At 63.5% G+C, this 21336-nt stretch carries 26 protein-coding genes and 1 tRNA gene; 21 read left to right on the top strand and 6 right to left on the bottom strand.

What is annotated here, in order from left to right; translation table 11 throughout:
* Positions 1–24 precede the first annotated feature (24 nt).
* From hisD to tatC, 13 genes are all read left to right on the top strand, one after another.
* Positions 25–1344 carry a histidinol dehydrogenase gene (gene hisD / locus U0042_RS17490; RefSeq protein WP_114814029.1) on the top strand — a complete coding sequence of 440 codons (1320 nt, stop codon included), beginning with the start codon at positions 25–27 and terminating at the stop codon, positions 1342–1344.
* A gap of 88 nt (positions 1345–1432) precedes the next feature.
* Positions 1433–2503, top strand: a complete 1071-nt coding sequence (hisC, locus tag U0042_RS17485; protein WP_114814030.1) for a histidinol-phosphate transaminase — start codon at positions 1433–1435, stop codon at positions 2501–2503.
* A gap of 77 nt (positions 2504–2580) precedes the next feature.
* A complete protein-coding gene (hisB, locus tag U0042_RS17480) occupies positions 2581–3168 on the top strand; it encodes an imidazoleglycerol-phosphate dehydratase HisB (RefSeq protein ID WP_026121934.1) in 588 nt (195 codons plus the stop codon).
* 249 nt (positions 3169–3417) lie between these two features.
* The gene (gene hisH / locus U0042_RS17475; protein WP_114814031.1) at positions 3418–4059 is read left to right on the top strand and encodes an imidazole glycerol phosphate synthase subunit HisH; all 642 of its coding nucleotides are present in this window, start codon (positions 3418–3420) and stop codon (positions 4057–4059) included.
* A gap of 183 nt (positions 4060–4242) precedes the next feature.
* A complete protein-coding gene (hisA, locus tag U0042_RS17470) occupies positions 4243–4995 on the top strand; it encodes a 1-(5-phosphoribosyl)-5-[(5-phosphoribosylamino)methylideneamino]imidazole-4-carboxamide isomerase (protein ID WP_114814032.1) in 753 nt (250 codons plus the stop codon).
* 198 nt (positions 4996–5193) lie between these two features.
* Positions 5194–5967, top strand: coding sequence for an imidazole glycerol phosphate synthase subunit HisF (hisF, locus tag U0042_RS17465; RefSeq protein WP_114814033.1), 774 nt, complete (start codon positions 5194–5196; stop codon positions 5965–5967).
* Position 5968: 1 nt separating this feature from the next.
* Entirely contained in the window at positions 5969–6394 is a 426-nt protein-coding gene (gene hisI / locus U0042_RS17460; protein ID WP_114814034.1) for a phosphoribosyl-AMP cyclohydrolase, read from the top strand.
* Positions 6391–6756, top strand: a complete 366-nt coding sequence (locus U0042_RS17455) for a phosphoribosyl-ATP diphosphatase (RefSeq protein WP_114814035.1) — start codon at positions 6391–6393, stop codon at positions 6754–6756. Before hisI ends, U0042_RS17455 begins: the two co-directional genes overlap by 4 nt.
* Positions 6757–6886: 130 nt before the next feature.
* On the top strand, positions 6887–7282 hold the full coding sequence (locus U0042_RS17450) for a DUF4870 family protein (RefSeq protein WP_114814036.1): 396 nt from the start codon (positions 6887–6889) through the stop codon (positions 7280–7282).
* Between the two features lie 72 nt (positions 7283–7354).
* Complete coding sequence (locus U0042_RS17445; protein WP_114814037.1) at positions 7355–7723, top strand: histidine triad nucleotide-binding protein; 369 nt, start codon at positions 7355–7357, stop codon at positions 7721–7723.
* Between the two features lie 166 nt (positions 7724–7889).
* Positions 7890–8123, top strand: coding sequence for a Sec-independent protein translocase subunit TatA (gene tatA / locus U0042_RS17440; RefSeq protein WP_114814038.1), 234 nt, complete (start codon positions 7890–7892; stop codon positions 8121–8123).
* Between the two features lie 74 nt (positions 8124–8197).
* A complete protein-coding gene (gene tatB, locus U0042_RS17435) occupies positions 8198–8773 on the top strand; it encodes a Sec-independent protein translocase protein TatB (protein WP_114814039.1) in 576 nt (191 codons plus the stop codon).
* A 34-nt stretch (positions 8774–8807) separates the two neighbouring features.
* Entirely contained in the window at positions 8808–9587 is a 780-nt protein-coding gene (gene tatC, locus U0042_RS17430) for a twin-arginine translocase subunit TatC (protein WP_114814040.1), read from the top strand.
* A 56-nt stretch (positions 9588–9643) separates the two neighbouring features.
* Here tatC and U0042_RS17425 read toward each other — a convergent pair whose 3' ends face one another.
* The gene (locus tag U0042_RS17425) at positions 9644–10858 is read right to left on the bottom strand and encodes a Do family serine endopeptidase (RefSeq protein WP_114814041.1); all 1215 of its coding nucleotides are present in this window, start codon (positions 10856–10858) and stop codon (positions 9644–9646) included.
* Positions 10859–10877: 19 nt separating this feature from the next.
* Here U0042_RS17425 and U0042_RS17420 point away from each other — a divergent pair, with 19 nt between their 5' ends.
* From U0042_RS17420 to U0042_RS17390, 7 genes are all read left to right on the top strand, one after another.
* Positions 10878–11624: a Nif3-like dinuclear metal center hexameric protein gene (locus tag U0042_RS17420; RefSeq protein WP_114814042.1), complete on the top strand. Its 747-nt coding sequence runs from the start codon at positions 10878–10880 to the stop codon at positions 11622–11624.
* Between the two features lie 206 nt (positions 11625–11830).
* Entirely contained in the window at positions 11831–12451 is a 621-nt protein-coding gene (gene petA, locus U0042_RS17415) for a ubiquinol-cytochrome c reductase iron-sulfur subunit (RefSeq protein WP_114814043.1), read from the top strand.
* Positions 12452–13837 (top strand): cytochrome b, encoded by a 1386-nt coding sequence (locus U0042_RS17410; protein ID WP_114814044.1) that lies wholly within the window; start codon positions 12452–12454, stop codon positions 13835–13837. It begins immediately after the preceding gene.
* A 22-nt stretch (positions 13838–13859) separates the two neighbouring features.
* The gene (locus U0042_RS17405) at positions 13860–14639 is read left to right on the top strand and encodes a cytochrome c1 (protein ID WP_114814045.1); all 780 of its coding nucleotides are present in this window, start codon (positions 13860–13862) and stop codon (positions 14637–14639) included.
* A 95-nt stretch (positions 14640–14734) separates the two neighbouring features.
* Positions 14735–15346, top strand: a complete 612-nt coding sequence (locus U0042_RS17400; protein ID WP_006052302.1) for a glutathione S-transferase N-terminal domain-containing protein — start codon at positions 14735–14737, stop codon at positions 15344–15346.
* A 110-nt stretch (positions 15347–15456) separates the two neighbouring features.
* Positions 15457–15975, top strand: coding sequence for a ClpXP protease specificity-enhancing factor (locus tag U0042_RS17395; RefSeq protein ID WP_114814046.1), 519 nt, complete (start codon positions 15457–15459; stop codon positions 15973–15975).
* 19 nt (positions 15976–15994) lie between these two features.
* A tRNA-Thr gene (locus tag U0042_RS17390) sits at positions 15995–16070 on the top strand.
* Between the two features lie 109 nt (positions 16071–16179).
* Here the strand turns inward: U0042_RS17390 and U0042_RS17385 are convergent.
* Both U0042_RS17385 and U0042_RS17380 read right to left on the bottom strand, forming a co-directional pair.
* A complete protein-coding gene (locus tag U0042_RS17385) occupies positions 16180–16320 on the bottom strand; it encodes a peptidase (RefSeq protein WP_114814047.1) in 141 nt (46 codons plus the stop codon).
* A gap of 61 nt (positions 16321–16381) precedes the next feature.
* Positions 16382–16789 (bottom strand): DUF6573 family protein, encoded by a 408-nt coding sequence (locus U0042_RS17380; protein ID WP_114814048.1) that lies wholly within the window; start codon positions 16787–16789, stop codon positions 16382–16384.
* Between the two features lie 889 nt (positions 16790–17678).
* Between U0042_RS17380 and U0042_RS17375 the strand changes: the two genes are divergently transcribed.
* Positions 17679–18473, top strand: coding sequence for a hypothetical protein (locus U0042_RS17375; protein ID WP_114814049.1), 795 nt, complete (start codon positions 17679–17681; stop codon positions 18471–18473).
* A 388-nt stretch (positions 18474–18861) separates the two neighbouring features.
* Here the strand turns inward: U0042_RS17375 and U0042_RS17370 are convergent, their stop codons facing one another.
* From U0042_RS17370 to U0042_RS17360, 3 genes are all read right to left on the bottom strand, one after another.
* Positions 18862–20004, bottom strand: a complete 1143-nt coding sequence (locus U0042_RS17370) for an AAA family ATPase (protein ID WP_232833517.1) — start codon at positions 20002–20004, stop codon at positions 18862–18864.
* Positions 20001–20216, bottom strand: a complete 216-nt coding sequence (locus U0042_RS17365) for a DNA-binding protein (RefSeq protein ID WP_114814050.1) — start codon at positions 20214–20216, stop codon at positions 20001–20003. Before U0042_RS17365 ends, U0042_RS17370 begins: the two co-directional genes overlap by 4 nt.
* Positions 20217–20335: 119 nt before the next feature.
* A complete protein-coding gene (locus U0042_RS17360) occupies positions 20336–21229 on the bottom strand; it encodes a hypothetical protein (RefSeq protein WP_232833518.1) in 894 nt (297 codons plus the stop codon).
* Between the last annotated feature and the right edge of the window lie 107 nt (positions 21230–21336).

Raw genomic sequence — 21336 nt, 5'->3', positions numbered from 1 at the left:
CGGCCGAAACGGACGGATATCAACATGGCTATCAGCATTCGCAAACTCGATTCCAGCGCCAACGGGTTTCGCGACGCGCTGCACGCGGTGCTCGCGTTCGAGGCGAGCGAAGACGAAGCGATCGAGCGCTCGGTTGCGGAGATCCTCGCGGACGTGAAGGCGCGCGGCGATGCGGCGGTGCTCGAATACACCAATCGCTTCGACCGCCTTGACGCGTCGAGCGTGGCTGCGCTCGAGCTGCCGTTCGTGGAGCTCGAGGCGGCGCTCGAAGGGCTGGAGCCCAAGCAGCGCGCAGCGCTCGAGGCTGCGGCGGCGCGCGTGCGGGCTTACCACGAGAAGCAGCGTATCGAATGCGGCAGCCATAGCTGGCAGTACACCGAGGCCGACGGCACCGTGCTCGGTCAGAAAGTGACGCCGCTCGACCGCGTGGGCATCTACGTGCCGGGCGGCAAGGCGGCGTATCCGTCGTCGGTGCTGATGAATGCCATTCCCGCGCGCGTGGCCGGCGTGCGCGAAATCGTGATGGTCGTGCCGACGCCGGACGGCGTGAAGAACCCGCTCGTGCTGGCCGCGGCGCTGCTGGGCGGCGTGGATCGCGTGTTCACGATCGGCGGCGCGCAGGCGGTGGGTGCGCTGGCCTACGGCACGGAGTCGGTGCCCGCCGTGGACAAGATCTGCGGACCCGGCAATGCCTATGTGGCCTCGGCCAAGCGCCGCGTGTTCGGCACGGTGGGCATCGACATGATCGCGGGCCCTTCCGAAATCCTCGTGCTCTGCGACGGCACCACGGACCCGCGCTGGGTCGCGATGGACCTGTTCTCGCAGGCCGAACACGACGAACTGGCGCAGTCGATCCTGCTGTGTCCCGACGAGGCGTTCATTAGCCGTGTGGAAGAAGCCATCACGGAACTGTTGCCCATCATGCCGCGCGCCGATGTGATCCGTGCTTCGCTGGAAGGGCGGGGCGCGCTCGTCAAGGTGCGCGACATGGACGAGGCGTGCGCGATCGCCAACGAGATCGCGCCGGAGCACCTCGAAATCTCCGCACTGGAACCGCAGCAGTGGGCCAACGAGATTCGCCATGCGGGCGCCATTTTCCTCGGTCGCTACACGAGCGAAAGCCTGGGTGACTACTGCGCCGGTCCGAACCACGTGCTGCCGACGTCGCGTACCGCGCGCTTTTCGTCGCCGCTCGGCGTCTACGATTTCATCAAGCGTTCGAGCCTGATCGAAGTCAGCGCCGAAGGCGCGCAGACGCTCGGCGAGATCGCCGCGGAACTCGCGTACGGCGAAGGGCTGCAGGCCCACGCGCGCAGTGCCGAATACCGCATGAAGCACAACTGACGCCAACACTGAGATAGCAACCCGGCGGCGCGCAGCGAGTGCGGCCGCCATGTGAGACGGGGTCCCTTGCACGGACCGGTCCTCTGCCATGACCACACCACAAGACATCATTCGCCGCGACGTGCTCGCCATGACGAGCTACCCGGTAGCGGACGCGAGCGGCTTCGTGAAGCTCGACGCGATGGAAAACCCGTTCGCGCTGCCCGAGGCGCTCGCGGCGAAGCTCGGCGAGCATCTGGCCGCCGTCGCGCTCAATCGCTATCCGGCCCCGCGCCCGGAAGCGCTGATCGCCAAGATCAAGCGCACGATGAACATTCCGGCCGAATGCGACGTGCTGCTCGGCAATGGCTCGGACGAGATCATCAGCATCATCAGCACGGCGTGCGCGAAGCCTGGTGCGAAGATTCTCGCGCCGGTGCCCGGCTTCGTGATGTATCAGGTGAGCGCGAAGCTCGCGAACGTGGAGTTCGTGGGCGTGCCGCTCAAGACGGATTTCACGCTCGACGTCGACGCGATGCTTGCCGCGATCGCCGAGCATCAGCCGGCCGTGGTCTGGCTCGCTTATCCGAACAACCCCACGGGCACGCTGTTCGACGACGCCGAGATGGAGCGCATCATCGCCGCGGCGACGAAGAGCCTCGTGGTGATCGACGAGGCCTACCAGCCGTTTGCGCAGAACAGCTGGATGCCGCGCGCCGCGGCGTTCGACAACGTCGTCGTGATGCGCACGGTCTCGAAGCTGGGCCTTGCCGGCATCCGGCTCGGCTATCTGGCGGGCTTGCCCGCATGGCTCAACGAGTTCGACAAGGTACGTCCTCCGTACAACGTGAACGTGCTGACCCAGGCGGCGGCGGACTTCCTGCTCGATCACGTGGACGTGCTCGACGCCCAGGCGGCTCAATTGCGCGACGAGCGCACGAAGCTGGCGGCAGCCGTCGCACAGCTGCCCGGCGCCGAGGTGTTCCCGAGCGCCGGCAACTTCCTGCTGGTGCGCGTGCCCGATGCGGCGGCGACGTTCGAAACGCTTCTCACGGCGCGGGTACTGATCAAAAACGTGAGTAAAATGCACCCATTGCTGGCAAATTGCGTGCGTTTGACGGTGGGATCCCCCGACGAAAACGCCCAGCTTCTCGCGGCCCTGAAACTCATATTGCACTGACCGGCCGACCGCTCGTGAAGCGAGCGGTCGCCGTTTTGCCTCCCACCTCCCTATTTGGCTCGACTGAAGAAATGACCATGCGCGTGGCGGAAGTCGTTCGCAACACCAGCGAAACGCAGATCCGTGTGAAGATCGACCTGGACGGCACCGGCCAGCAGAAGCTGGCCACCGGCGTGCCGTTTCTCGACCACATGCTCGACCAGATCGCGCGGCATGGTCTGGTGGATCTGGACATCGAGGCGCATGGCGACCTGCATATCGACGACCACCATACGGTCGAAGATGTCGGCATCACGCTGGGCCAGGCCGTGGCGAAAGCCGTGGGCGACAGGAAGGGCATTCGCCGCTACGGCCACGCCTACGTGCCGCTCGACGAGGCGCTTTCGCGCGTGGTGATCGACTTCTCCGGCCGTCCGGGCCTCGAATTCCATGTTCCGTTCACGCGCGCGCGCATCGGCACGTTCGACGTGGATCTGTCGATCGAATTCTTTCGCGGCTTCGTCAATCATGCCGGCGTGACGCTTCATATCGACAATCTGCGTGGGCTCAATGCGCACCACCAGATGGAAACCGTGTTCAAGGCGTTCGGCCGCGCGCTGCGCATGGCCGTCGAGATCGACGAGCGTGCAGCGGGACAGATTCCGTCCACCAAGGGCAGCCTTTAGGATTCAGCGAACCTGCGTCCAGAACGTGTGCGCCGAAATGGGGCGCCGTGGCTCTGGGCCTTGCTCGGCGTCGCGTGTGTGGTCCGATTCCGCAGCGGGTCGGATAAGTCCGCATGGCAGTGCGGACGGCACGCGCGAAAGGACCAACGCGACGCGCGCTGCACCCACCGCTGTCAGCAGCAAACATTGACATTCCCGGCACAGCTTCCCGCTATGCTGTCGCCAGACAAGGCCGCGGCCTGATTCGAGATGAAGACTTCAATTGCGATTGTGGATTACGGAATGGGCAACCTGCGCTCGGTCGCCCAGGCGCTGAAGAAGGCGGCGCCCGAGGCCGGCGTGGCGATCGTCGACCGGCCCGAGGCGATTCGTGCCGCCGACCGCGTCGTGTTGCCCGGCCAGGGCGCGATGCCCGACTGCATGCGCTGCCTCGGCGAATCGGGTCTGCAGGAAGCGGTGATCGCGGCGTCGCGGGAAAAGCCGTTGATGGGCGTTTGCGTAGGCGAGCAGATGTTGTTCGACTGGAGCGCCGAAGGCGACACGCCCGGCCTCGGCCTGCTGCCCGGCAAGGTGGTGCGCTTCGAACTGGAGGGTCAGTTGCAGGACGACGGCTCGCGCTTCAAGGTGCCCCAGATGGGCTGGAACCGCGTGCATCAGACGCAACCGCACGCCGTGTGGGACGGCGTGCCCGACGGCAGCTTCTTCTACTTCGTGCACAGCTACTACGTGGTGCCCGACAACCCGGCACATACGGTGGGCGAGACGGTGTACGGCGTGACCTTTACCTCGGCGGTGGCGCGGGATAACATTTTTGCGACCCAATTCCACCCCGAAAAGAGCGCGGAAGCCGGATTGCGGCTGTATCGCAATTTCGTGCAATGGAATCCATGAGCGCGGTCGGCAGCCTGTGGCGGCAGCCGGCCAACCGCCGGAATGCCGCGTGTCCAGACCCGCTCGACGCCTGCAAGGGCGCCGAAAGACTTGTACTAAACTAGCGAAACGGCGCCCCGGCAGGCTTGATGTGCCTGCCAAGGCCGCCGGTACCCAAATTCCTCCCAGACAACACCGATTGCTATGCTGCTGATTCCGGCCATCGATCTCAAAGACGGTCAATGTGTGCGCCTCAAACAGGGCGATATGGACCAGGCGACCATTTTTTCCGAGGAACCGGCAGCCATGGCGCGGCATTGGGTCTCCCGCGGCGCCCGGCGGCTCCACCTCGTCGACCTGAACGGCGCGTTTGCCGGCAAGCCGAAGAACGAGGAGGCCATCCGCGAAATCATCGCGGAGGTGGGCGACGAAATTCCGGTGCAGCTGGGCGGCGGCATCCGCGATCTCGACACGATCGAGCGGTATCTGGACGACGGCCTCTCGTACGTGATCATCGGCACGGCCGCGGTGAAGAACCCGGGCTTCCTGCAGGAAGCGTGCACGGCGTTCGGGGGCCACATTATCGTCGGGCTCGATGCGCGCGACGGCAAGGTGGCCACGGACGGCTGGAGCAAGCTCACGGGCCACGAAGTGGTCGACCTCGCACGTAAGTTCGAAGACTACGGCTGCGAGTCGATCGTCTACACAGACATCGGCCGGGACGGCATGCTCCAGGGCATCAACATCGAAGCGACCGTGCGCCTTGCGCGCGCCGTGAAGATTCCGGTAATCGCGAGCGGCGGCCTCTCGAATCTGGGCGACATCGACGCGCTGTGCGAAGTGGAGGACGAAGGCATCGAAGGCGTGATCTGCGGTCGCGCGATCTACTCCGGCGACCTGGACTTCGCGGCAGCGCAGGCCCGGGCGGATAGTCTTCGCGAATCGGACGACGCCTGAGCCGCGAGCTCGCGCATTGACCGTCTACGGCCGGCGGCAAGCGGTGCACGAGGGGCTCCGGGCAGCCGTTGGCGGCCTACATGAATGCCCCGACAAGGCCCGGACAAAAGCCCGAGAAGACGCTCCAACAACGAACGCCTCAACAACGCCTCATCAAGCGGCACAGCGCCGCGTGGCTCACCACTGGCAAGATCGATCATGGCTCTGGCTAAACGCATCATCCCCTGTCTCGACGTCACGGCTGGACGCGTGGTCAAGGGCGTCAATTTCGTCGAACTGCGCGACGCCGGCGACCCTGTCGAAATCGCCCGACGCTACGACGAGCAGGGCGCCGACGAGCTCACCTTTCTCGACATCACCGCCACCTCCGACCAGCGCGATCTGATCCTGCCGATCATCGAGGCGGTCGCCTCGCAGGTATTCATTCCGCTCACCGTGGGCGGCGGCGTGCGCACCGTGGAAGACGTGCGACGCCTGCTGAACGCGGGCGCGGACAAGATCAGCATGAATTCGTCGGCGGTGGCGAATCCGCAGCTCGTGCGGGACGCCACGGGCAAGTACGGCTCGCAATGCATCGTCGTGGCGATCGATGCGAAACGTGTCTCGGCAGAGGGCGAAACGCCGCGCTGGGAAGTGTTCACGCACGGTGGCCGCAAGCCGACCGGCCTCGACGCCGTGCAATGGGCACGGCAGATGGCCGAGCACGGCGCGGGCGAAATTCTTCTCACCAGCATGGACCGCGACGGCACGAAGAGCGGCTTCGACCTCGCGCTCACGCGCGCCGTGTCGGACGCGGTGCCGGTACCGGTGATCGCGTCGGGCGGCGTCGGATCCCTCAAGGACCTCGCCGACGGCATCACCGAAGGTCACGCGGACGCCGTGCTGGCGGCGAGCATCTTCCACTACGGCGAGCACACCGTGGGCGAGGCCAAGCGCTTCATGGCCGAGCGCGGCATTTCGGTGAGGTTGTGACGTGACGAACGCACCGGCAACAAAGGCGAGCGAGGCAAGCTGGCTCGACAAGGTTCACTGGGACGCGAACGGACTCGTGCCCGTGATCGCGCAGGAAGCCGTCACGGGCGACGTGCTGATGTTCGCGTGGATGAACCGGGAGGCGCTCGCGAAGACGGTCGAAACGGGCCGCGCGGTGTACTTCTCGCGCTCGCGGCAGCGGCTGTGGTTCAAGGGCGAGGAGTCGGGGCACGTGCAGCACGTGCACGAAGTACGGCTCGACTGCGACGAGGACGTGGTGCTGCTCAAGGTCGAGCAGGTCTCCGGCATCGCGTGCCACACCGGCCGTCACTCCTGCTTTTTCCAGAAATTCGAAGGTACCGCGGACGACGGCGAGTGGGTCGCAGTCGATCCCGTGCTGAAAGATCCCGAACACATCTACAAATGACGCAATCCACCACCGACACGCTGCTGCGCCTTGCAGCCGTGCTCGACAGCCGCAAGGGCGGCGATCCCGATGTCTCCTACGTCTCGCGCCTTTTCCACAAGGGCGACGATGCGGTGCTCAAGAAGATCGGCGAGGAGGCCACCGAAGTGGTGCTCGCCGCCAAGGACGTGCGTCAGGGCGGCGCGCCCGCGAGCCTCGTGGGCGAAGTGGCCGACCTGTGGTTCCACTGCCTCGTCATGCTTTCGCATTTCGACCTGAGCCCGGCCGACGTGCTCGCGGAACTGGAACGTCGCGAAGGGCTTTCGGGACTCGAGGAAAAGGCGTTGCGCAAGAGCCGCGAGCGAGAGCAGAACGGCGACTGACGCCTGCTTCTGCACGAGCGCTGCGCAGCACACCGCAAGCACACGTCGGGTTGACGCTGCCGGGATGCATGGCGTCCCGCGGCTGCTACCATCTTCAATACCGCCTTGCCACCGCAACAGGGAGACAAAGATGGAGCAATCGCCCGGCGGATATCCGCCCCCGTCGTACCACAACGCGCTGGAAGCGGACCGCCTGCGCAGCCTGCGTACGCTCACGCATGTTCTCTACGCGCTCTACGCCGTGTACTGGCTCACCGGCGGCATCTCGGTGCTGGTCGCGATCATCATCAATTATTTGAAGCGCGGCGACGTGGCCGGCACGCCGTACGAACAACACTTCGAGTGGCAGATCCGCACGTTCTGGATGGGACTGATCGCTCACTTGATCGGTGTCGCGCTCATCATCGTTGTGATCGGCATTCCTATTCTCTGGGCTGTCGCCATCTGGACGTTGTACCGTATTATCAAGGGCTGGCTGTTTCTGTACGACAACAAACCCCTGCTGAACCCGCGCGGGTGGTTCTGACCGGTCGTTGCAAGCCAGCTTGCGTCCGTCCCCATTTGCATGAAGCGTGCACCTAGCGCACCAGGAATACCCATGAGTCACGACCGCAGCAGCTGTCTTTTCTGCAAGATCGCCGATGGCGCGATTCCCAGCACCCGCGTCTACGAGGACGACGAGTTCGTCGCCTTTCGTGACATCCGTCCGGCGGCCGAGACGCACGTACTCGTGATCCCGCGCCAGCACATCGCCACGCTAGCCGATTGCACCGAAAGCGACGCGCCGCTGCTTGGTAGAATGTTCGTGCTCGTCGCACGCATCGCGAAGGAACTGGGCGTGTCGTACACGGGCGGTGAAACCGGTTTCCGCACGGTGGTCAACGTGGGTCCAGGCGGAGGGCAGGAGGTATACCATCTGCACGCGCACATTCTCGCCGGGCCGCGCCCGTGGCAGCGAATGGGTTAAGCAGGCCGCAAAGGCCCGACACCATGCGTACACGTGCGTTGGGCATGATGGCTGCGTCCAGCAAAAAGAGCATTGAAGGAGCGTTCGAGGCTCCAGGTCCGGCAACCGTCCGGATCGTCAATCGCCGCGCCCAAGCGCGGCAGCGGGGTTAAGGAGAGTTTTGATCATGGGTTCGTTGAGTATCTGGCACTGGCTGATTGTTCTGCTGATCGTGGCACTCGTGTTCGGCACGAAGAAACTGCGCAACATCGGTAGCGATCTGGGCGGTGCGGTGAAGGGCTTCAAGGAAGGCATGCGCGACGCCGACGCGCCTTCGGACGCGCAAAAGCGCGAGCTTCCGGAATCGAACACGGTGGACGTCGACGCGAAGGAAAAAGCGCGTTCGGGCGACTCGCGCTAAGGTTTCGCACGGCGCGCCTCCAGGGCGCGCGTTCTTTTCCCTTTCCTGTTCCGGGCTGACGGAAGCTTCCATTCATGCTGGACCTCGGTCTCACCAAGATGGCGCTGATCGGCGTCGTCGCGCTCGTTGTTCTCGGGCCTGAGCGGCTGCCGCGCGTTGCACGCACGGCCGGCGCGCTGTTCGGTCGCGCGCAGCGCTACATCAACGACGTGAAGGCGGAAGTCACGCGCGAAATCGAGCTCGACGAACTGCGTCGCATGAAGACGGAGTTTGAAAAGGCGGCGCAGAACGTGGAGACCACCATCCACGACAATCTGCGCAAACACGAAACCGAGCTGAACGAGGCCTGGAACGCGGGCACGTCCGTTTCGCCGAGTGTGGCGGGCGGTGCGGATCCGGCTGCGTTAGGCGGCGACAACCCGAGCAGTACCGGTGGCAACCTCGGCGGCGGCTTCTGGAACAGCAGCGTGGCGGCTTCGGGCGGATCGAGGCGTAGCCGGGGCGGCAAGAGCTGGCGCGTCAAAACGACTGCCACGCCGGTCTGGTACAAACGCGCCACGCTGCGCCGCACGCGAGTGCAGTCGGGCGCCGCGCGCGTCGCACGGCACACGCCCGAAAGCCTGCGCCGCCCTACGCGCTTCTTCTTCTGATGTCCCGAGCGACCATCTCCAACCGAGGGCCGGTGTGAGCGACCCCCAGCATAATCAGCACGAAGGCACTGAAGAGACCTTCATCTCCCACCTCGTCGAACTGCGTGACCGCATTATCCGGGCCGGTATTGCTGTCATCGTCGTGTTCATCGGGCTTGTCTACTGGGCGCCGGACATCTTCAAGCTGCTCGCGCGGCCGCTCATGCAGAACCTGCCGAAAGACGGAAAGATGATCGTCACCGACGTCACCGGTTCGTTCTTCGTGCCGATGAAGGTGACGATGATGGTCGCGTTCGTCATCGCGCTGCCCGTGGTGCTGTACCAGATCTGGGCGTTCGTCGCGCCCGGACTCTACCAGCACGAAAAGCGGCTCGTGGCGCCGCTGGTGGTGAGCAGCTATTCGCTCTTTCTGTGCGGCATGGCGTTCGCGTATTTCGTGGTGTTTCCCACCATCTTCCGCGTGATGGCGCACTACAACGCGCCGCTCGGCGCGGAAATGACCACCGACATCGACAACTACCTGAGCTTCGTGCTCACCATGTTCCTCGCGTTCGGGGTGACGTTCGAGGTGCCCATCGTCGTGGTGCTGCTGGTGCGGATGGGTGTGCTGACGGTGAAGAAGCTGAAGGAAATCCGGCCTTACGTGATCGTGGGCGCATTCGTCGTGTCCGCGGTCGTGACGCCGCCCGACGTCTTTTCCCAACTGATCCTCGCGGTGCCGCTGATCGTCCTGTACGAGGCGGGGATTATCGCCGCGCGGCTCTTTGTCTCGAAGCCCACGCCGGCTGCCGATAGCAGCGAAGCGGCCAACTGAGGTTCTTCGGCGGTTGAGGGCGGCAACGCAGGCTGCCCTCTGGCCTCCGTCAGATCTCAGCCCCCGTCGTCCGACCCATCGTCCTGATCGGATTGCTGCTTCGGCGGCGGAGGCCGCTTGCCGATCATCACATCGAGGTCCAGAGGCCGGTTCTTGCGCACGAGGTGCACCTTCGCGTCCGTGCCCGGCTTGATCTGCGCGATCACGTTGAGCAGCCGCGTTGTGTCCGTGATCTCTTCGCCGTTCACGCTGAGCAGGATGTCGCCGGGCTTGATGCCGGCCTTGTCCGCCGGACCGTCGCGCAGCACGCCGGCCACGATTGCGCCGGACTTCTGGTCGAGACCGAACGACTCCGCAATTTCCGGCGTCACGTCCTGCGGCTCCACGCCAATCCAGCCGCGCGTCACGGTACCCGTGGTGATGATGCTTTCCAGCACGCTGCGCGCCGTGGAAACCGGAATGGCGAAGCCGATGCCAAGCGAGCCGCCCGAACGCGAGTAAATGGCCGTGTTGATGCCGAGCAGGTTGCCGTTCACGTCGACGAGTGCGCCGCCCGAGTTGCCGGGGTTGATAGGCGCGTCGGTCTGGATGAAGTTCTCGAACGTGTTGATGCCGAGGTGATTGCGGCCGAGCGCGCTGACGATGCCCATCGTCACCGTCTGGCCCACGCCGAACGGGTTGCCGATGGCGAGCACCACGTCACCTACCCGCGTCTGGTTCATGCGTCCCAGCGTGATGACCGGCAGATTCGGCAGATCGATCTTCAGCACGGCGAGGTCCGTTTCCGGGTCCACGCCGATCACTTTCGCGGTGGTGGTGCGTCCGTCGGAGAGCGCGATCTCGATCTGGTCGGCGCCGTCCACCACATGCTGGTTCGTTAGAATGTAACCTTCCGGGCTCACGATGACGCCCGAACCGAGGTTCGCCGCCGGCTGGTCCTGCTGCTTGCGGCTGTTGTTGCGGTCGCCGAAGAAGTAGCGGAACAGCGGGTCTTTGGCGCGCGGGTCCGGCGGCAGGGAGCCGTCCTTGCTGGAAAACACGTTGACGACGGCGGGCATCGCCCTCTGGGCCGCGTCGGCATAGGAGCCTTGTGCCGGGCCGTTGCCGATGCCAGGCGCCACTTCCCGCAACGCGACAATCGGCGCAGCGAGTTGCTTGCCGAATTGTCCCTGACGCTGCAGCCACTGCGGTTTCAGCGTCGCGATGATGAACATCAGCGCGAGCAATACCGTTACCGCCTGGGCGAAAAACAGCCAAAAGCGTCTAAGCATCTGAAGATAGAGGAATTATATGGATCGCATCGAACTGGAATTGTATCTGAACAATCTTCTCGATATTGCGCGGTTCAAGGACTATTGCCCGAATGGGCTCCAGGTGGAAGGCCGGCGCCGTATCGAGAAAATTGCCACGGGCGTTACCGCGTCGCTCGCGTTCGTCGAGGCCGCGCTGGAGTGGGGAGCGGACGCGCTGCTCGTCCATCACGGCTACTTCTGGCGCAATGAGCAGCCGCAAATCACGGGCCGCAAATACCGGCGCCTGCGCGCGCTGCTCGCCAACGACCTCAATCTGTTCGCCTACCACCTGCCGCTCGACGACCATCCCGAGTACGGCAACAACGCGCAACTGGGTGCGCGGCTTGGCCTGATCGGCGAGACGCGCTTCGGTGAAAACGGCATCGGCTGGATGACGACGTTGCCCATGCCCGTCACCCTCGCGCATTTCGTGGCGCAGGTGGAGCACACCTTGGGCCGGGCGCCGCTCGTACTGGGCGACCCGGACTGGGAACTGCGGCGCATCGCCTGGTGCACGGGTGGCGCGCAGGGCTACTTCGACGCGGCCATCGAGGCAGGCGCGGACGTTTACCTCACGGGCGAAATCTCCGAACAGACCACGCATACCTCTGCCGAAAGCGGCGTCGCGTTCGTTGCCGCAGGGCACCATGCCACCGAACGCTTCGGCGTACAGGCGCTCGGTACGCATTTGTCCGAGGCATTCGACATCGAGCATGTCTTTATCGATATCCATAATCCCGTCTGATTGGCGACAAAAAATTACCGAAACGGAGAACACGCTTAAAAAGGAGATAGAAAAAGTTTGCTATGCGTGCGGGAAAACCCTGATTTTTCAAGTACTTCGCACGCTTTTTGGAGGCCGGGCCTTGTAAATGGCGACTCCATTCGAGCAAACTAGCGGCGGTAGAACGACGTGACGGAAAAAATCCAACTCAGAAGTGGGGCGATGTGATGCGAGACAAAGAAGATGACCGCGTCGACAGCAGCCGGCGTACGTGGCTGATAGCGACGTCCGTAGCAGGTGGCATAGGAGGCGTAGCCACTGTCGTACCCTTCGTTAGTTCGTTTGCACCATCGGAGAAGGCCCGTGCGGCCGGTGCGCCGGTCGAGGTGGACATCGGCAACCTGAAGCCGGGCGAGATGATGACGGTGGCCTGGCGCGGGAAGCCGGTCTGGATCCTGAACCGCACTGACCGCATGCTGGCGGACATCCAGAAAGCCGACGGTGAGGTGGCCGACCCGCAGAGCAAAAATCCCTTTTCGATGCCCGAGCCGGAGTACTGCAAGAACGAGTTCCGCTCGCGTGCGGACCACAAAAACATTCTGGTGGCGGTGGCCGTGTGCACGCATCTGGGCTGCACGCCGACGCCGCGCTTCCAGGAGGGCGCGCAGCCGAACCTGCCCGACGACTGGCCCGGCGGTTTCCTGTGCCCCTGCCACGGTTCGACCTACGACCTCGCGGGCCGCGTGTTCAAAAACAAGCCCGCGCCGCAGAACCTCGACATTCCGCCCTACATGTTCACCTCGGCCACGCAACTGGTGATCGGCAGGGACGAAAAAGGAGAAGCGTAAATGGCGGGCGGCACTGAACACGAGGTGGAGACGACGGGCCTCGCCGGCTGGATCGACCGGCGCTTCCCGATGACCGAGACATGGAAGGCGCACCTGTCGGAGTACTACGCGCCGAAGAACTTCAACTTCTGGTATTTCTTCGGCTCGCTGGCGCTGCTGGTGCTGGTCAACCAGATCGTCACGGGCATCTTTCTCACGATGAACTACAAGCCCGACGCGACGCTGGCGTTCGGCTCGGTGGAGTACATCATGCGGGAGGTGCCGTGGGGCTGGCTGATCCGCTACATGCACTCCACGGGCGCGTCGATGTTCTTCGTGGTGGTGTACCTGCACATGTTCCGCGGGCTGCTGTACGGCTCGTACCGCAAGCCGCGCGAGCTGGTGTGGATCTTCGGCTGCGCGATCTTCCTGTGCCTGATGGCCGAGGCGTTCTTCGGCTACCTGCTGCCGTGGGGGCAGATGTCGTACTGGGGCGCGCAGGTGATCGTGAACCTGTTCTCGGCCATTCCGTTCATCGGCCCGGACCTGTCGCTGTGGATCCGCGGCGACTACGTGGTCTCGGACATCACGCTGAACCGGTTCTTCGCGTTCCACGTGATCGCGATTCCGCTGGTGCTGCTGGGGCTGGTGTTCGTGCACCTGATCGCGCTGCACCAGGTGGGCTCGAACAACCCGGACGGCATCGAGATCAAGGCGAAGAAGGACGCGCAGGGGCGCCCGCTGGACGGCATCCCGTTCCATCCGTACTACTCGGTGCACGACTTCATGGGCGTGTGCATCTTCCTGATGGTGTTCGCCGCGATCGTGTTCTTCGCGCCGGAGATGGGCGGGTACTTCCTGGAGGCGAACAACTTCATTCCGGCCAATCCGCTGCAGACGCCGCCGGAGATTGCGCCGGTGTGGTACTTCACGGCGTTCTACGCGATGCTGCGCGCCACCACGGACCCGTTCAAGATCGTGCTGATGATCGTGATCGGGTTGCTGGGGCTGCTGGCGCTGGTACGCGCGCGCGGGAAATGGCGGCTGGGGCTGCCGGTGCTCGCGGTGCTGGTGATCGTGGCGATGTACCTGACGGAGTCGAAGTTCTGGGGCGTGGTGGTGATGGGCGGCGCGGTGGTGTCGCTGTTCTTCCTGCCGTGGCTGGACCGCTCGCCGGTGAAGTCGATCCGCTACCGGCCGTTTTTCCACAAGGTGTTCTACGGGATCTTCGTGCTGGCGTTCCTGACGCTGGCGTTCCTCGGCACGAAGCCGCCGTCGCCGGCGGCCACGCTGATCGCGCAGGTGTGCGCGCTGGTGTACTTCGCGTTCTTCCTCGGCATGCCGTTCTGGACGCGGCTGGGCACGTTCAAAGAGCCGCCGGAGCGGGTGCGGTACAAGCCCCATTAACTGCGAGCGAGGACAACTGAACATGAAGACATTGCTTGCAGGGTTTGCGCGTGCGTGCGCGGCATCGGCTGCGCTGGTGCTGGCGCTGCTGGTGGCGGCAGTGCCGGCGCCGGTGGCGGCGCAGGAGAATATTCCGCTCGACCGCGCGCCCGATAACGGCGAAAATCTTGCCTCGCTGCAGCATGGGGCGCAGCTGTTCGTCAACTACTGCCTGAACTGCCACAGTGCGAACCTGATGCGCTACAGCCGGCTGCAGGACATCGGCATTGCGCAGAAGGAGATCCAGGCGAACCTGCTGTTCACCACGGACAAGGTGGGCAACACGATGACGGTGGCCATGCGGCCCGAGGACGCGAAGGCGTGGTTCGGGGCGGCGCCGCCGGACCTGTCGGTGGAGGCGCGGGCACGCGGGCGCGACTGGCTGTACACGTACCTGCGCAGCTTCTACCGTGACCCGACGCGGCCCACGGGCTGGAACAACCTGGTGTTCGCCAACGTGGGCATGCCCAATGTGCTGTGGCAGCTGCAGGGGCAGCGCGCGGCGAAGTTCGAGGACGTGGTGGACGAACGCACGGGCGAGAAGGTGCACCGCTTTGCGGGCTACGACCCGCTCACGCCGGGGACGATGTCGCGGGTGGATTATGATTCTGCGGTGGCGGACCTGGTGGCGTACCTGTCGTGGATGTCCGAGCCGCAGCAGAAGGCGCGCAGGCAGATCGGGGTGTGGGTACTGCTCTTCCTCGGCCTGCTGAGCTTCTTTGCCTGGCGACTGAACGCCGCTTACTGGAAAGAGATCAAATAGTCACGTCCTGACCGACGTGGGGCCGGCGTAGGAAAAAACCAGCTGGACGGTTTTTTCGGGCGCTGGCCTTTGAGTTTTTTGAGGAAACGTAAATCATGATGGTTCTGTACTCCGGCACTACCTGCCCGTTCTCCCAGCGTTGCCGGCTGGTGCTGTTCGAAAAGGGCATGGACTTCGAAATCCGCGATGTCGACCTGTTCAACAAGCCGGAGGACATCGCCGTGATGAATCCGTACGGTCAGGTGCCGATTCTCGTGGAGCGGGACCTGATTCTGTACGAGTCGAACATCATCAACGAGTACATCGACGAGCGCTTCCCGCACCCGCAACTGATGCCGGCCGACCCGGTGCAGCGCGCACGCGCGCGCCTGTTCCTGCTGAACTTCGAGAAAGAGCTGTTCGTGCACGTCGGCACGCTCGAAAACGAAAAGGGCAAGGCCGCGGAGAAGAACCACGAGAAGGCGCGTCTCGCGATTCGCGACCGCCTGACGCAACTCGCGCCGATCTTCCTGAAGAACAAGTACATGCTGGGCGAAGAGTTCTCGATGCTCGACGTGGCCATCGCTCCGCTGCTGTGGCGCCTCGACCACTACGGCATCGAGCTTTCGAAGAACGCCGCGCCGCTCATGAAATACGCGGAGCGCATTTTCAGCCGTCCGGCCTACATCGAAGCGCTGACGCCTTCCGAAAAGGTGATGCGCCGCTGATTGACCGGCGGGACGGCAGGGGCGGCAACGCCGCCGCCGAATGCCAGCCCGCTGCCATGTGGCCAGCGGGTATTCGGGGCGCTGCCGCTGTCCTCGCAAAAGGATTGTTGATGCAAGAGACTTCCACGAAGCCTTATCTGCTGCGGGCGCTGTACGAATGGTGCACCGACAACGGCTACACACCGCATATCGCTGTGCGCGTCGATAACCGCACCCGTGTGCCGCGCCAGTTCGTGCGGGACAACGAGATCGTGTTGAACATCAGCTTCCAGGCCACGAGCCAACTGCAGATGGGCAATGACCTGATCGAATTCAACGCGCGTTTTTCCGGCAAGTCGCACAAGATCGAGGTGCCGGTGGCCAATGTACTGGCCATCTACGCACGTGAAAACGGCCAGGGCATGGCGTTTCCCGTCGATGCACCGGCTGGCGGCGCCGCCGACGCCGTGCTCTCGTCCGAGGAAGAGGATGTGCTGGACGAAGTCCCGGCCGGCAATGGCGAGCAAGGTGCGGCCGCAGGCGTTGAGGCACGCGATCCGGATGTCGCCGAAACTGGAGAAGGCCCGGGGCCCAACAACGGCGACGACGGCGGGAAGGGCGGCCGCGGACACCTCAAGGTCGTGAAATGAAGTAGAATCGCGGTCTTACGCCGGCTTAGCTCATCTGGTAGAGCAGTTGATTTGTAATCATCAGGTGGCGGGTTCGAGTCCTGCAGCCGGCACCATATAAAACAAGGGGTTACGAGATTTTTCTTGTAACCCCTTGTTCATTTCTGCGGCTCATGTAACCGCTGTGTAACCGGATTTCCTCAATCCCGGTCAACGTCGTTTCGGTTACATGACATCCCAAAAGGGCGCTGACCAGGGCTGGCGCGAGTCGAGCTGCGCGCCGTATGGGTTCCCTCCAACGTCTACGCCAGAGTAATCGTCGCCGGTCATCGGCAAGCCGGTTGCTGGGTTGATGTGATAAGTCATAGCGCTCTCCTTGTTGAGCGGTTGGAAAACGCCCCGCCGTCATCGGCGAGGCAGAGGAAACTCAGTCTTCGTTGGGCATCAGAATCGTGATAACTGGCTCGGCGTTGTCGCCGGGGCCGATGTGCAGGTTCAGCACGACGGGGCGAGGCTGTGTAGTACGGCCGTCGCGCGGAACGCGGTTCAGCTCGAATGCAATACGCTGCGTCCCACGTGCGCGTTTTGCCGCTAGGGCACCCATCCAGAGCACATCCCAAAGCCGACCGCTTTCACCTCTTCCGCTGTCGGCGTCGGTCCATGCCACGCAATCCGCCCATACGGCTGATGTCAGCGCAACCGGGATACGAAAACCGGCTTCTCGCGCCATAGCGCTTACATCGACCAGCACGCCATCAGCAATCGCCTGAGCGCGGGTGTAAGTCGAAATCGTTTTGCCGAAAACGTCGTCGGGGTTGTTTGTGTTGTCCTGCATGGTGTTCGCCTCCCAAAAGCTGACCGGGTTCCTGATGCAGAGCCCCCGAACCGTTCCCGGTGCCGGCGTGGGGTGGCGCTTTGCCTGCCGCCGTTCTTCCCTCTGCTTCGCCCTGATGCACTGCGACGACAGGCAACAGGGACGACGTGCAAGGTCACGTCCGGAAGCCGCAGTCCGAAGGAACCGGGTGAGGAGCGTGCGCGTAGCGTTCAACCTTGTACGGCGGCACGCCTGGCGTACAGTCATCCGTTTGGGCTAAGAAGCAGGGAAGAACGGCGGCAGGCAGCCGTCGCGACAGCACCGGCGTCGCGGGCGAACGGGGCCAGTGGACACGCGCGCACGCGACCTTTGCACGCGCAGCGTGCGTGACCCGCAAGCCGGAGGCGCGCAGTGGTCGGCCAATGGGCCGGCTACGTAGGGGAGCCGCATCGCATCGCGATGTGGGGCAAGGCGCCCAGCCGCAGCACACGCAATTGCACTCGCGCCCACGCGGGTCAAGTGCGCGCCGGGGGAGCCGAATCATTGCTGCGCGTCCCAACGTGCAGAGGGCACCCCAGTGACCGGTAATGATTTGGGGGCGAAGCCCCGCCCCACGCTGCGCGCGGGCAAGGTAGTCAGGTCATCGACCGTAGGCCACCAGCCGGAGCCGGCGGAGCGTCCAGCGCAGACGGATGAGTACCTTGCCCGCGCGCAGCGTGGGGCGCTGGTTTTAAGGACACGGCGGGCGTCCAGCCCGACGAATCCCCGTGCGACCGTACAGGGCGCGTAAGGGGATGGTGGCCCTGCCGCGAAAGCGGCTTCGTTCCCCCTGTATGACCCCGGGCATACAGGGGGACATACGGGCGGTCACGCGCTATACGGATATGTTGAAACCATCGGAGACATACCCGTGACAGCGCCGGATGGCCGGATTACGGCTAGCCAGAACGAGGTGCGCGTGCTGCGAGCGCTCAATCGCTTCGGCTGGCTGCCGACGAAATCGCTTGGGGCGCTGCTCTGGCAACCCTGGCTGCGCAAGCCGGTAGGGGAGCCGGACATGCGGCCGCTGATGCCGAGTACATCGGCCCGGCTGATGGCGCAACGCACACTGCGCCGGCTGTATCTGGCGCATCAGGTGCTGCGGGCACGCGCACCTGACGGCAGCTTGGTTTACGCGCTTGCTGAAGCCGGCGCGCGCCGACTCGTGCAACTCGGCGTGCCGGCTGTGTCTGGAAAGGACTTGGTGCGGCGCTTCAGTTCGGCACAGTTCCGCCATCGGAGCATTGCGAACGACGTTGCGCTCGCCAGTATCGTGGCCGGATTCCGCGTCTCGACCGAACGCGAAATCGCAGTCGGGAAATGGCTCGGTGGCGAGCAAGGCATCGCAGACAAGAAACCCGACGTGCTGCTGCAAGCGGATGGGCGCGTCTGGTGGGTGGAGGTCGAGAAGTCACGCCGTAGAGCCAGCGACAGGGCCAAGCTGCACACATTCCTGAACGCCGTCCATGAGGACGCCAATCGGGCAGATGGCCCGGTATTGCTCGACGGGTTGCATTGGGCGAGAGTCATCTTCATCTGCACGCCGGCATTCCGTCTTCGTCTTGTGCGCGAGCTGGAGAAATCCGGCTGGTCGGCGGAATTGCTAAAGCGCCTGATAATCTTCGTGGATGACACGTACCATTTCACGGACATCGCGTTTCAGTGAAATAGCATGCTGTCACAGGGATTCTATGAAAACCGGCTTGCCAGGAATGGTGCAAAAGATACGCAACATGGGCTATTGATGCGCTATACGGTTTCGTGGGAAACGCGTTTCGGTAATATCAGGTCGCCACAAATCGGCGGCCTGGGTGCAGGTATTCACGCCAGCAGGCTGGACTGGACGTGCAGTAGCCCTATGACTGTCTGCGCCAATCAAGCGCGGCCGCGTGATGCAGCGCGCTTCTGGCCATCACGCGTTACGGGTAGGACGGGGCTGTAATTGTGGTATCGAGGTGCAAATCCGCTGCGGGCCAAAGAGGATGAGGCCACGGCGCGGTTATACGGCCGCAGCAACCGCCCAGTCCGGTCAGTTTCCGGCTCGGCGGTTGTCTTCACGCCTCATTGGCTGCGTGAAGCATGTTGGCCATGTTGGCCGACTCGGACAGGCTCCAGTACCACTTGCCGTCTTTACCCTTGTACTTTTCGACGCGCATAGCGTCCGACGCGCGCCGCAGGGTGCGCAGAGCGATGCCGGCGCTTTCCGCTTCGGCTTCGACGGTCTTGGCCGGAAGGTCGCCACCGTTGAGCAGATTGCTCAGGAATTCGCGTGCGGAATTCGCTGCGCCGCCGCCGCGCGCACCGTCGCCCCCCTTGCTGGCGAGCAGGTCGTGTGCAGAGCCGGTGAGCTGTTCGCCCCATGCGATGCAGGACGTCGGAATGCCTGGCTTGGGTTCAGACTGCTCGATTTGATACTCGAAGCCATCGCCGTCAGGGCCGATGTTCGATTTGGCGCGTGCGAAAACACGAACGTCCTCGCTGCCGTCGCGTTTCACCTTGGCTGCAATCATGACGACGCGTGCTACCGCAGTGAAAGCGACCGAGCCGTTGAGCCACATTGCGGGATTGGTACCTTGCTTGCCCTTGTTGAAGTGCGTGATGCCGAGCAGTGCAGCACCGATGCTCATGGCCAGTTCGACGACGGGTTGCAGCGCGCGACGAGTTTCCGTGTTCTTGTGACTGTCACCCGAGACGGCGGACACGATGGGGTCGAGGATTATCAGCCGGACATTGCCGATTTGTTCGCACGCTTCCTTAAGTTCAGACATGTGCTGAGCTGGGTCGAAGGGACGTACCTTGCCTTCGACACGGGTAGCTGTGACGAAATGGATTCGGTTCAGGTCTGCACCAGCAGACATCAGCCGGGGGGCCAGCGTGTCTTGCGGGTCGTCTTCGCCCGACCAGATGAGGACGTTGCCCGACTCTACTACGGTACCGTCGGGCCATTCTCCACCGCGCGAAACAATCGCGGCCATAGACATGGCGAGAGTCGTTTTACCAGTGCCCGGCTCGCCTGCCAGGAGGGACACCTTGCCTTGGGCCAGATAGCCATTCCAGAGCCACTTGACGGGCAGCGGAGACAGCGATGCAGCGCTGACCGTAAGCACCCCGTCGCTTACGGAGGCGCGGGCGTTTGCAGGAGCCGGCAGCGGATTCGTGTTTGCCGGGCGTTGTGCGATGGACGTGACGAGATTCATGCTGCCACCTCGCCCATGAGCTGTTGAACGGCATTGTTCGGCCACGCGAGGAAGCGATTCGGGAGCTTCGTCGGGCGCACGCCGTGATAGCTGCCGGTTTCCATGTAGCGCTTGCGGATGGACTGCGGGCGCACGCACATCAGCGTGGCCAGTTCCTCGGTCGTGAGGAAGGGGCGGACGGCAAACATTGCCGGGGACTGATTGACGTTCATCTGTATCACCTTTCGCCGTTCGGCGTTTCGTTGGGGTGATACGCATTAGATTTACCCCTATACCGTCCCCCACAAGCGTGCCCCGCTCCCCCAACTTGGGGGACGGGGCACGGGGGAGGCTACCGGGCGTCGGCGAGTTCCTTGTTACGTCTCAATCGCTCCCATGCCTTGTCGAACGTCGTGGAGCCTTGCCAGTTCAGCTTCTTGCGAACCTCGGCCTTGACGCCTGGCTGCCCGGCAGGGGATTTGGGCAAGTTCAGTGGGTCGTGTCCGAATTCCGCCAGAACCCGCAGGATTTCCTGTTCCTGGAAAACCTGTTGCTGCAATGGTCGGGGCGTGGCACTTGGTTCCGACGACTGCGAATCCTCTGCACCAGTCCCGACAGGGGCGGTCTCGACCGGGGCGTTGGCGGGCGCTTCGAGAGGCCACGCATAGCCGTGCTGCTTGCACCAGGCGCTGATGTCGATGTGCGAAAGCATCTGCTTGCCGGAAATCGTTGTCACGGAAATGGCTGTACGTGCAATGGCATCGGAGAGCGCGGTTTCCCATGTCCAGTACATGTCTTCGTACTTGGGCAGCATGAGCTTGGCATCGCTTAGGTGGGCCATGAGAATTTTTATCGCCCGGTCACCCGAAACCCAGGGCTGATGGTCGTAGGCCAATATCCAGCCGGGGATGCGCTTGCCATTCGGGAAGAGGCGCTCGTCCGAGCCGCTGTCGCCGGGCAGAGAAACCGCAATATCGTGGGAAGCCAGCCGCGGGTAGATTTCGGCTGTATAGAAGATGAACTGCTCGAAGGCGGGCTGTGCGCTATCGTTCGGCATTCCATCAGCATCAAAAAGTGTGCAGTGGCTTGCGACGAGATTGAGTTGCTTCAACAAACGTAGCCGGGTATCGGTATCGATAGGGAGCAGAATCCCCGACTCGTTGCGGCATCGCACGTGGTCAAGGCCTGCCGGCTCACCGTTCAGAAAAGCGAGCAGGCAGTGCGCTGCACCGTCGATGTATGCCATTTCCGCTTGCTCGATTTGCTTCAACAGCTCCCACAAATTGACGAATTGGCCGCCATCGTTCGGGCGGTTTGTCAGGCTATACACATTTCCCTCACGTATCAGATTTC

It is taken from the genome of Paraburkholderia kururiensis (assembly GCF_034424375.1).
Classification (GTDB): Bacteria; Pseudomonadota; Gammaproteobacteria; order Burkholderiales; family Burkholderiaceae; genus Paraburkholderia; species Paraburkholderia kururiensis_A.
Note: the sequence above shows the minus strand (reverse complement) of the source record. Positions and strands in the feature narration are given on the sequence as shown.

Bases quoted from the DNA above. Each gene is read 5' to 3' on its own strand.
- U0042_RS17425 (WP_114814041.1), bottom strand. From the start codon at position 10,858: ATGCTTAGACGCTTTTGGCTGTTTTTCGCCCAGGCGGTAACGGTATTG.
- U0042_RS17405 (WP_114814045.1), top strand. From the start codon at position 13,860: ATGAAGACATTGCTTGCAGGGTTTGCGCGTGCGTGCGCGGCATCGGCT.
- U0042_RS17395 (WP_114814046.1), top strand. From the start codon at position 15,457: ATGCAAGAGACTTCCACGAAGCCTTATCTGCTGCGGGCGCTGTACGAA.
- U0042_RS17400 (WP_006052302.1), top strand. From the start codon at position 14,735: ATGATGGTTCTGTACTCCGGCACTACCTGCCCGTTCTCCCAGCGTTGC.
- U0042_RS17410 (WP_114814044.1), top strand. From the start codon at position 12,452: ATGGCGGGCGGCACTGAACACGAGGTGGAGACGACGGGCCTCGCCGGC.
- hisA (WP_114814032.1), top strand. From the start codon at position 4,243: ATGCTGCTGATTCCGGCCATCGATCTCAAAGACGGTCAATGTGTGCGC.
- tatB (WP_114814039.1), top strand. From the start codon at position 8,198: ATGCTGGACCTCGGTCTCACCAAGATGGCGCTGATCGGCGTCGTCGCG.
- hisF (WP_114814033.1), top strand. From the start codon at position 5,194: ATGGCTCTGGCTAAACGCATCATCCCCTGTCTCGACGTCACGGCTGGA.
- U0042_RS17360 (WP_232833518.1), bottom strand. From the start codon at position 21,229: ATGGCATACATCGACGGTGCAGCGCACTGCCTGCTCGCTTTTCTGAAC.
- U0042_RS17370 (WP_232833517.1), bottom strand. From the start codon at position 20,004: ATGAATCTCGTCACGTCCATCGCACAACGCCCGGCAAACACGAATCCG.
- hisH (WP_114814031.1), top strand. From the start codon at position 3,418: ATGAAGACTTCAATTGCGATTGTGGATTACGGAATGGGCAACCTGCGC.
- U0042_RS17365 (WP_114814050.1), bottom strand. From the start codon at position 20,216: ATGAACGTCAATCAGTCCCCGGCAATGTTTGCCGTCCGCCCCTTCCTC.
- U0042_RS17455 (WP_114814035.1), top strand. From the start codon at position 6,391: ATGACGCAATCCACCACCGACACGCTGCTGCGCCTTGCAGCCGTGCTC.
- hisD (WP_114814029.1), top strand. From the start codon at position 25: ATGGCTATCAGCATTCGCAAACTCGATTCCAGCGCCAACGGGTTTCGC.
- petA (WP_114814043.1), top strand. From the start codon at position 11,831: ATGCGAGACAAAGAAGATGACCGCGTCGACAGCAGCCGGCGTACGTGG.
- hisC (WP_114814030.1), top strand. From the start codon at position 1,433: ATGACCACACCACAAGACATCATTCGCCGCGACGTGCTCGCCATGACG.
- U0042_RS17450 (WP_114814036.1), top strand. From the start codon at position 6,887: ATGGAGCAATCGCCCGGCGGATATCCGCCCCCGTCGTACCACAACGCG.
- tatA (WP_114814038.1), top strand. From the start codon at position 7,890: ATGGGTTCGTTGAGTATCTGGCACTGGCTGATTGTTCTGCTGATCGTG.
- U0042_RS17380 (WP_114814048.1), bottom strand. From the start codon at position 16,789: ATGCAGGACAACACAAACAACCCCGACGACGTTTTCGGCAAAACGATT.
- hisB (WP_026121934.1), top strand. From the start codon at position 2,581: ATGCGCGTGGCGGAAGTCGTTCGCAACACCAGCGAAACGCAGATCCGT.
- U0042_RS17420 (WP_114814042.1), top strand. From the start codon at position 10,878: ATGGATCGCATCGAACTGGAATTGTATCTGAACAATCTTCTCGATATT.
- U0042_RS17445 (WP_114814037.1), top strand. From the start codon at position 7,355: ATGAGTCACGACCGCAGCAGCTGTCTTTTCTGCAAGATCGCCGATGGC.
- U0042_RS17385 (WP_114814047.1), bottom strand. From the start codon at position 16,320: ATGACTTATCACATCAACCCAGCAACCGGCTTGCCGATGACCGGCGAC.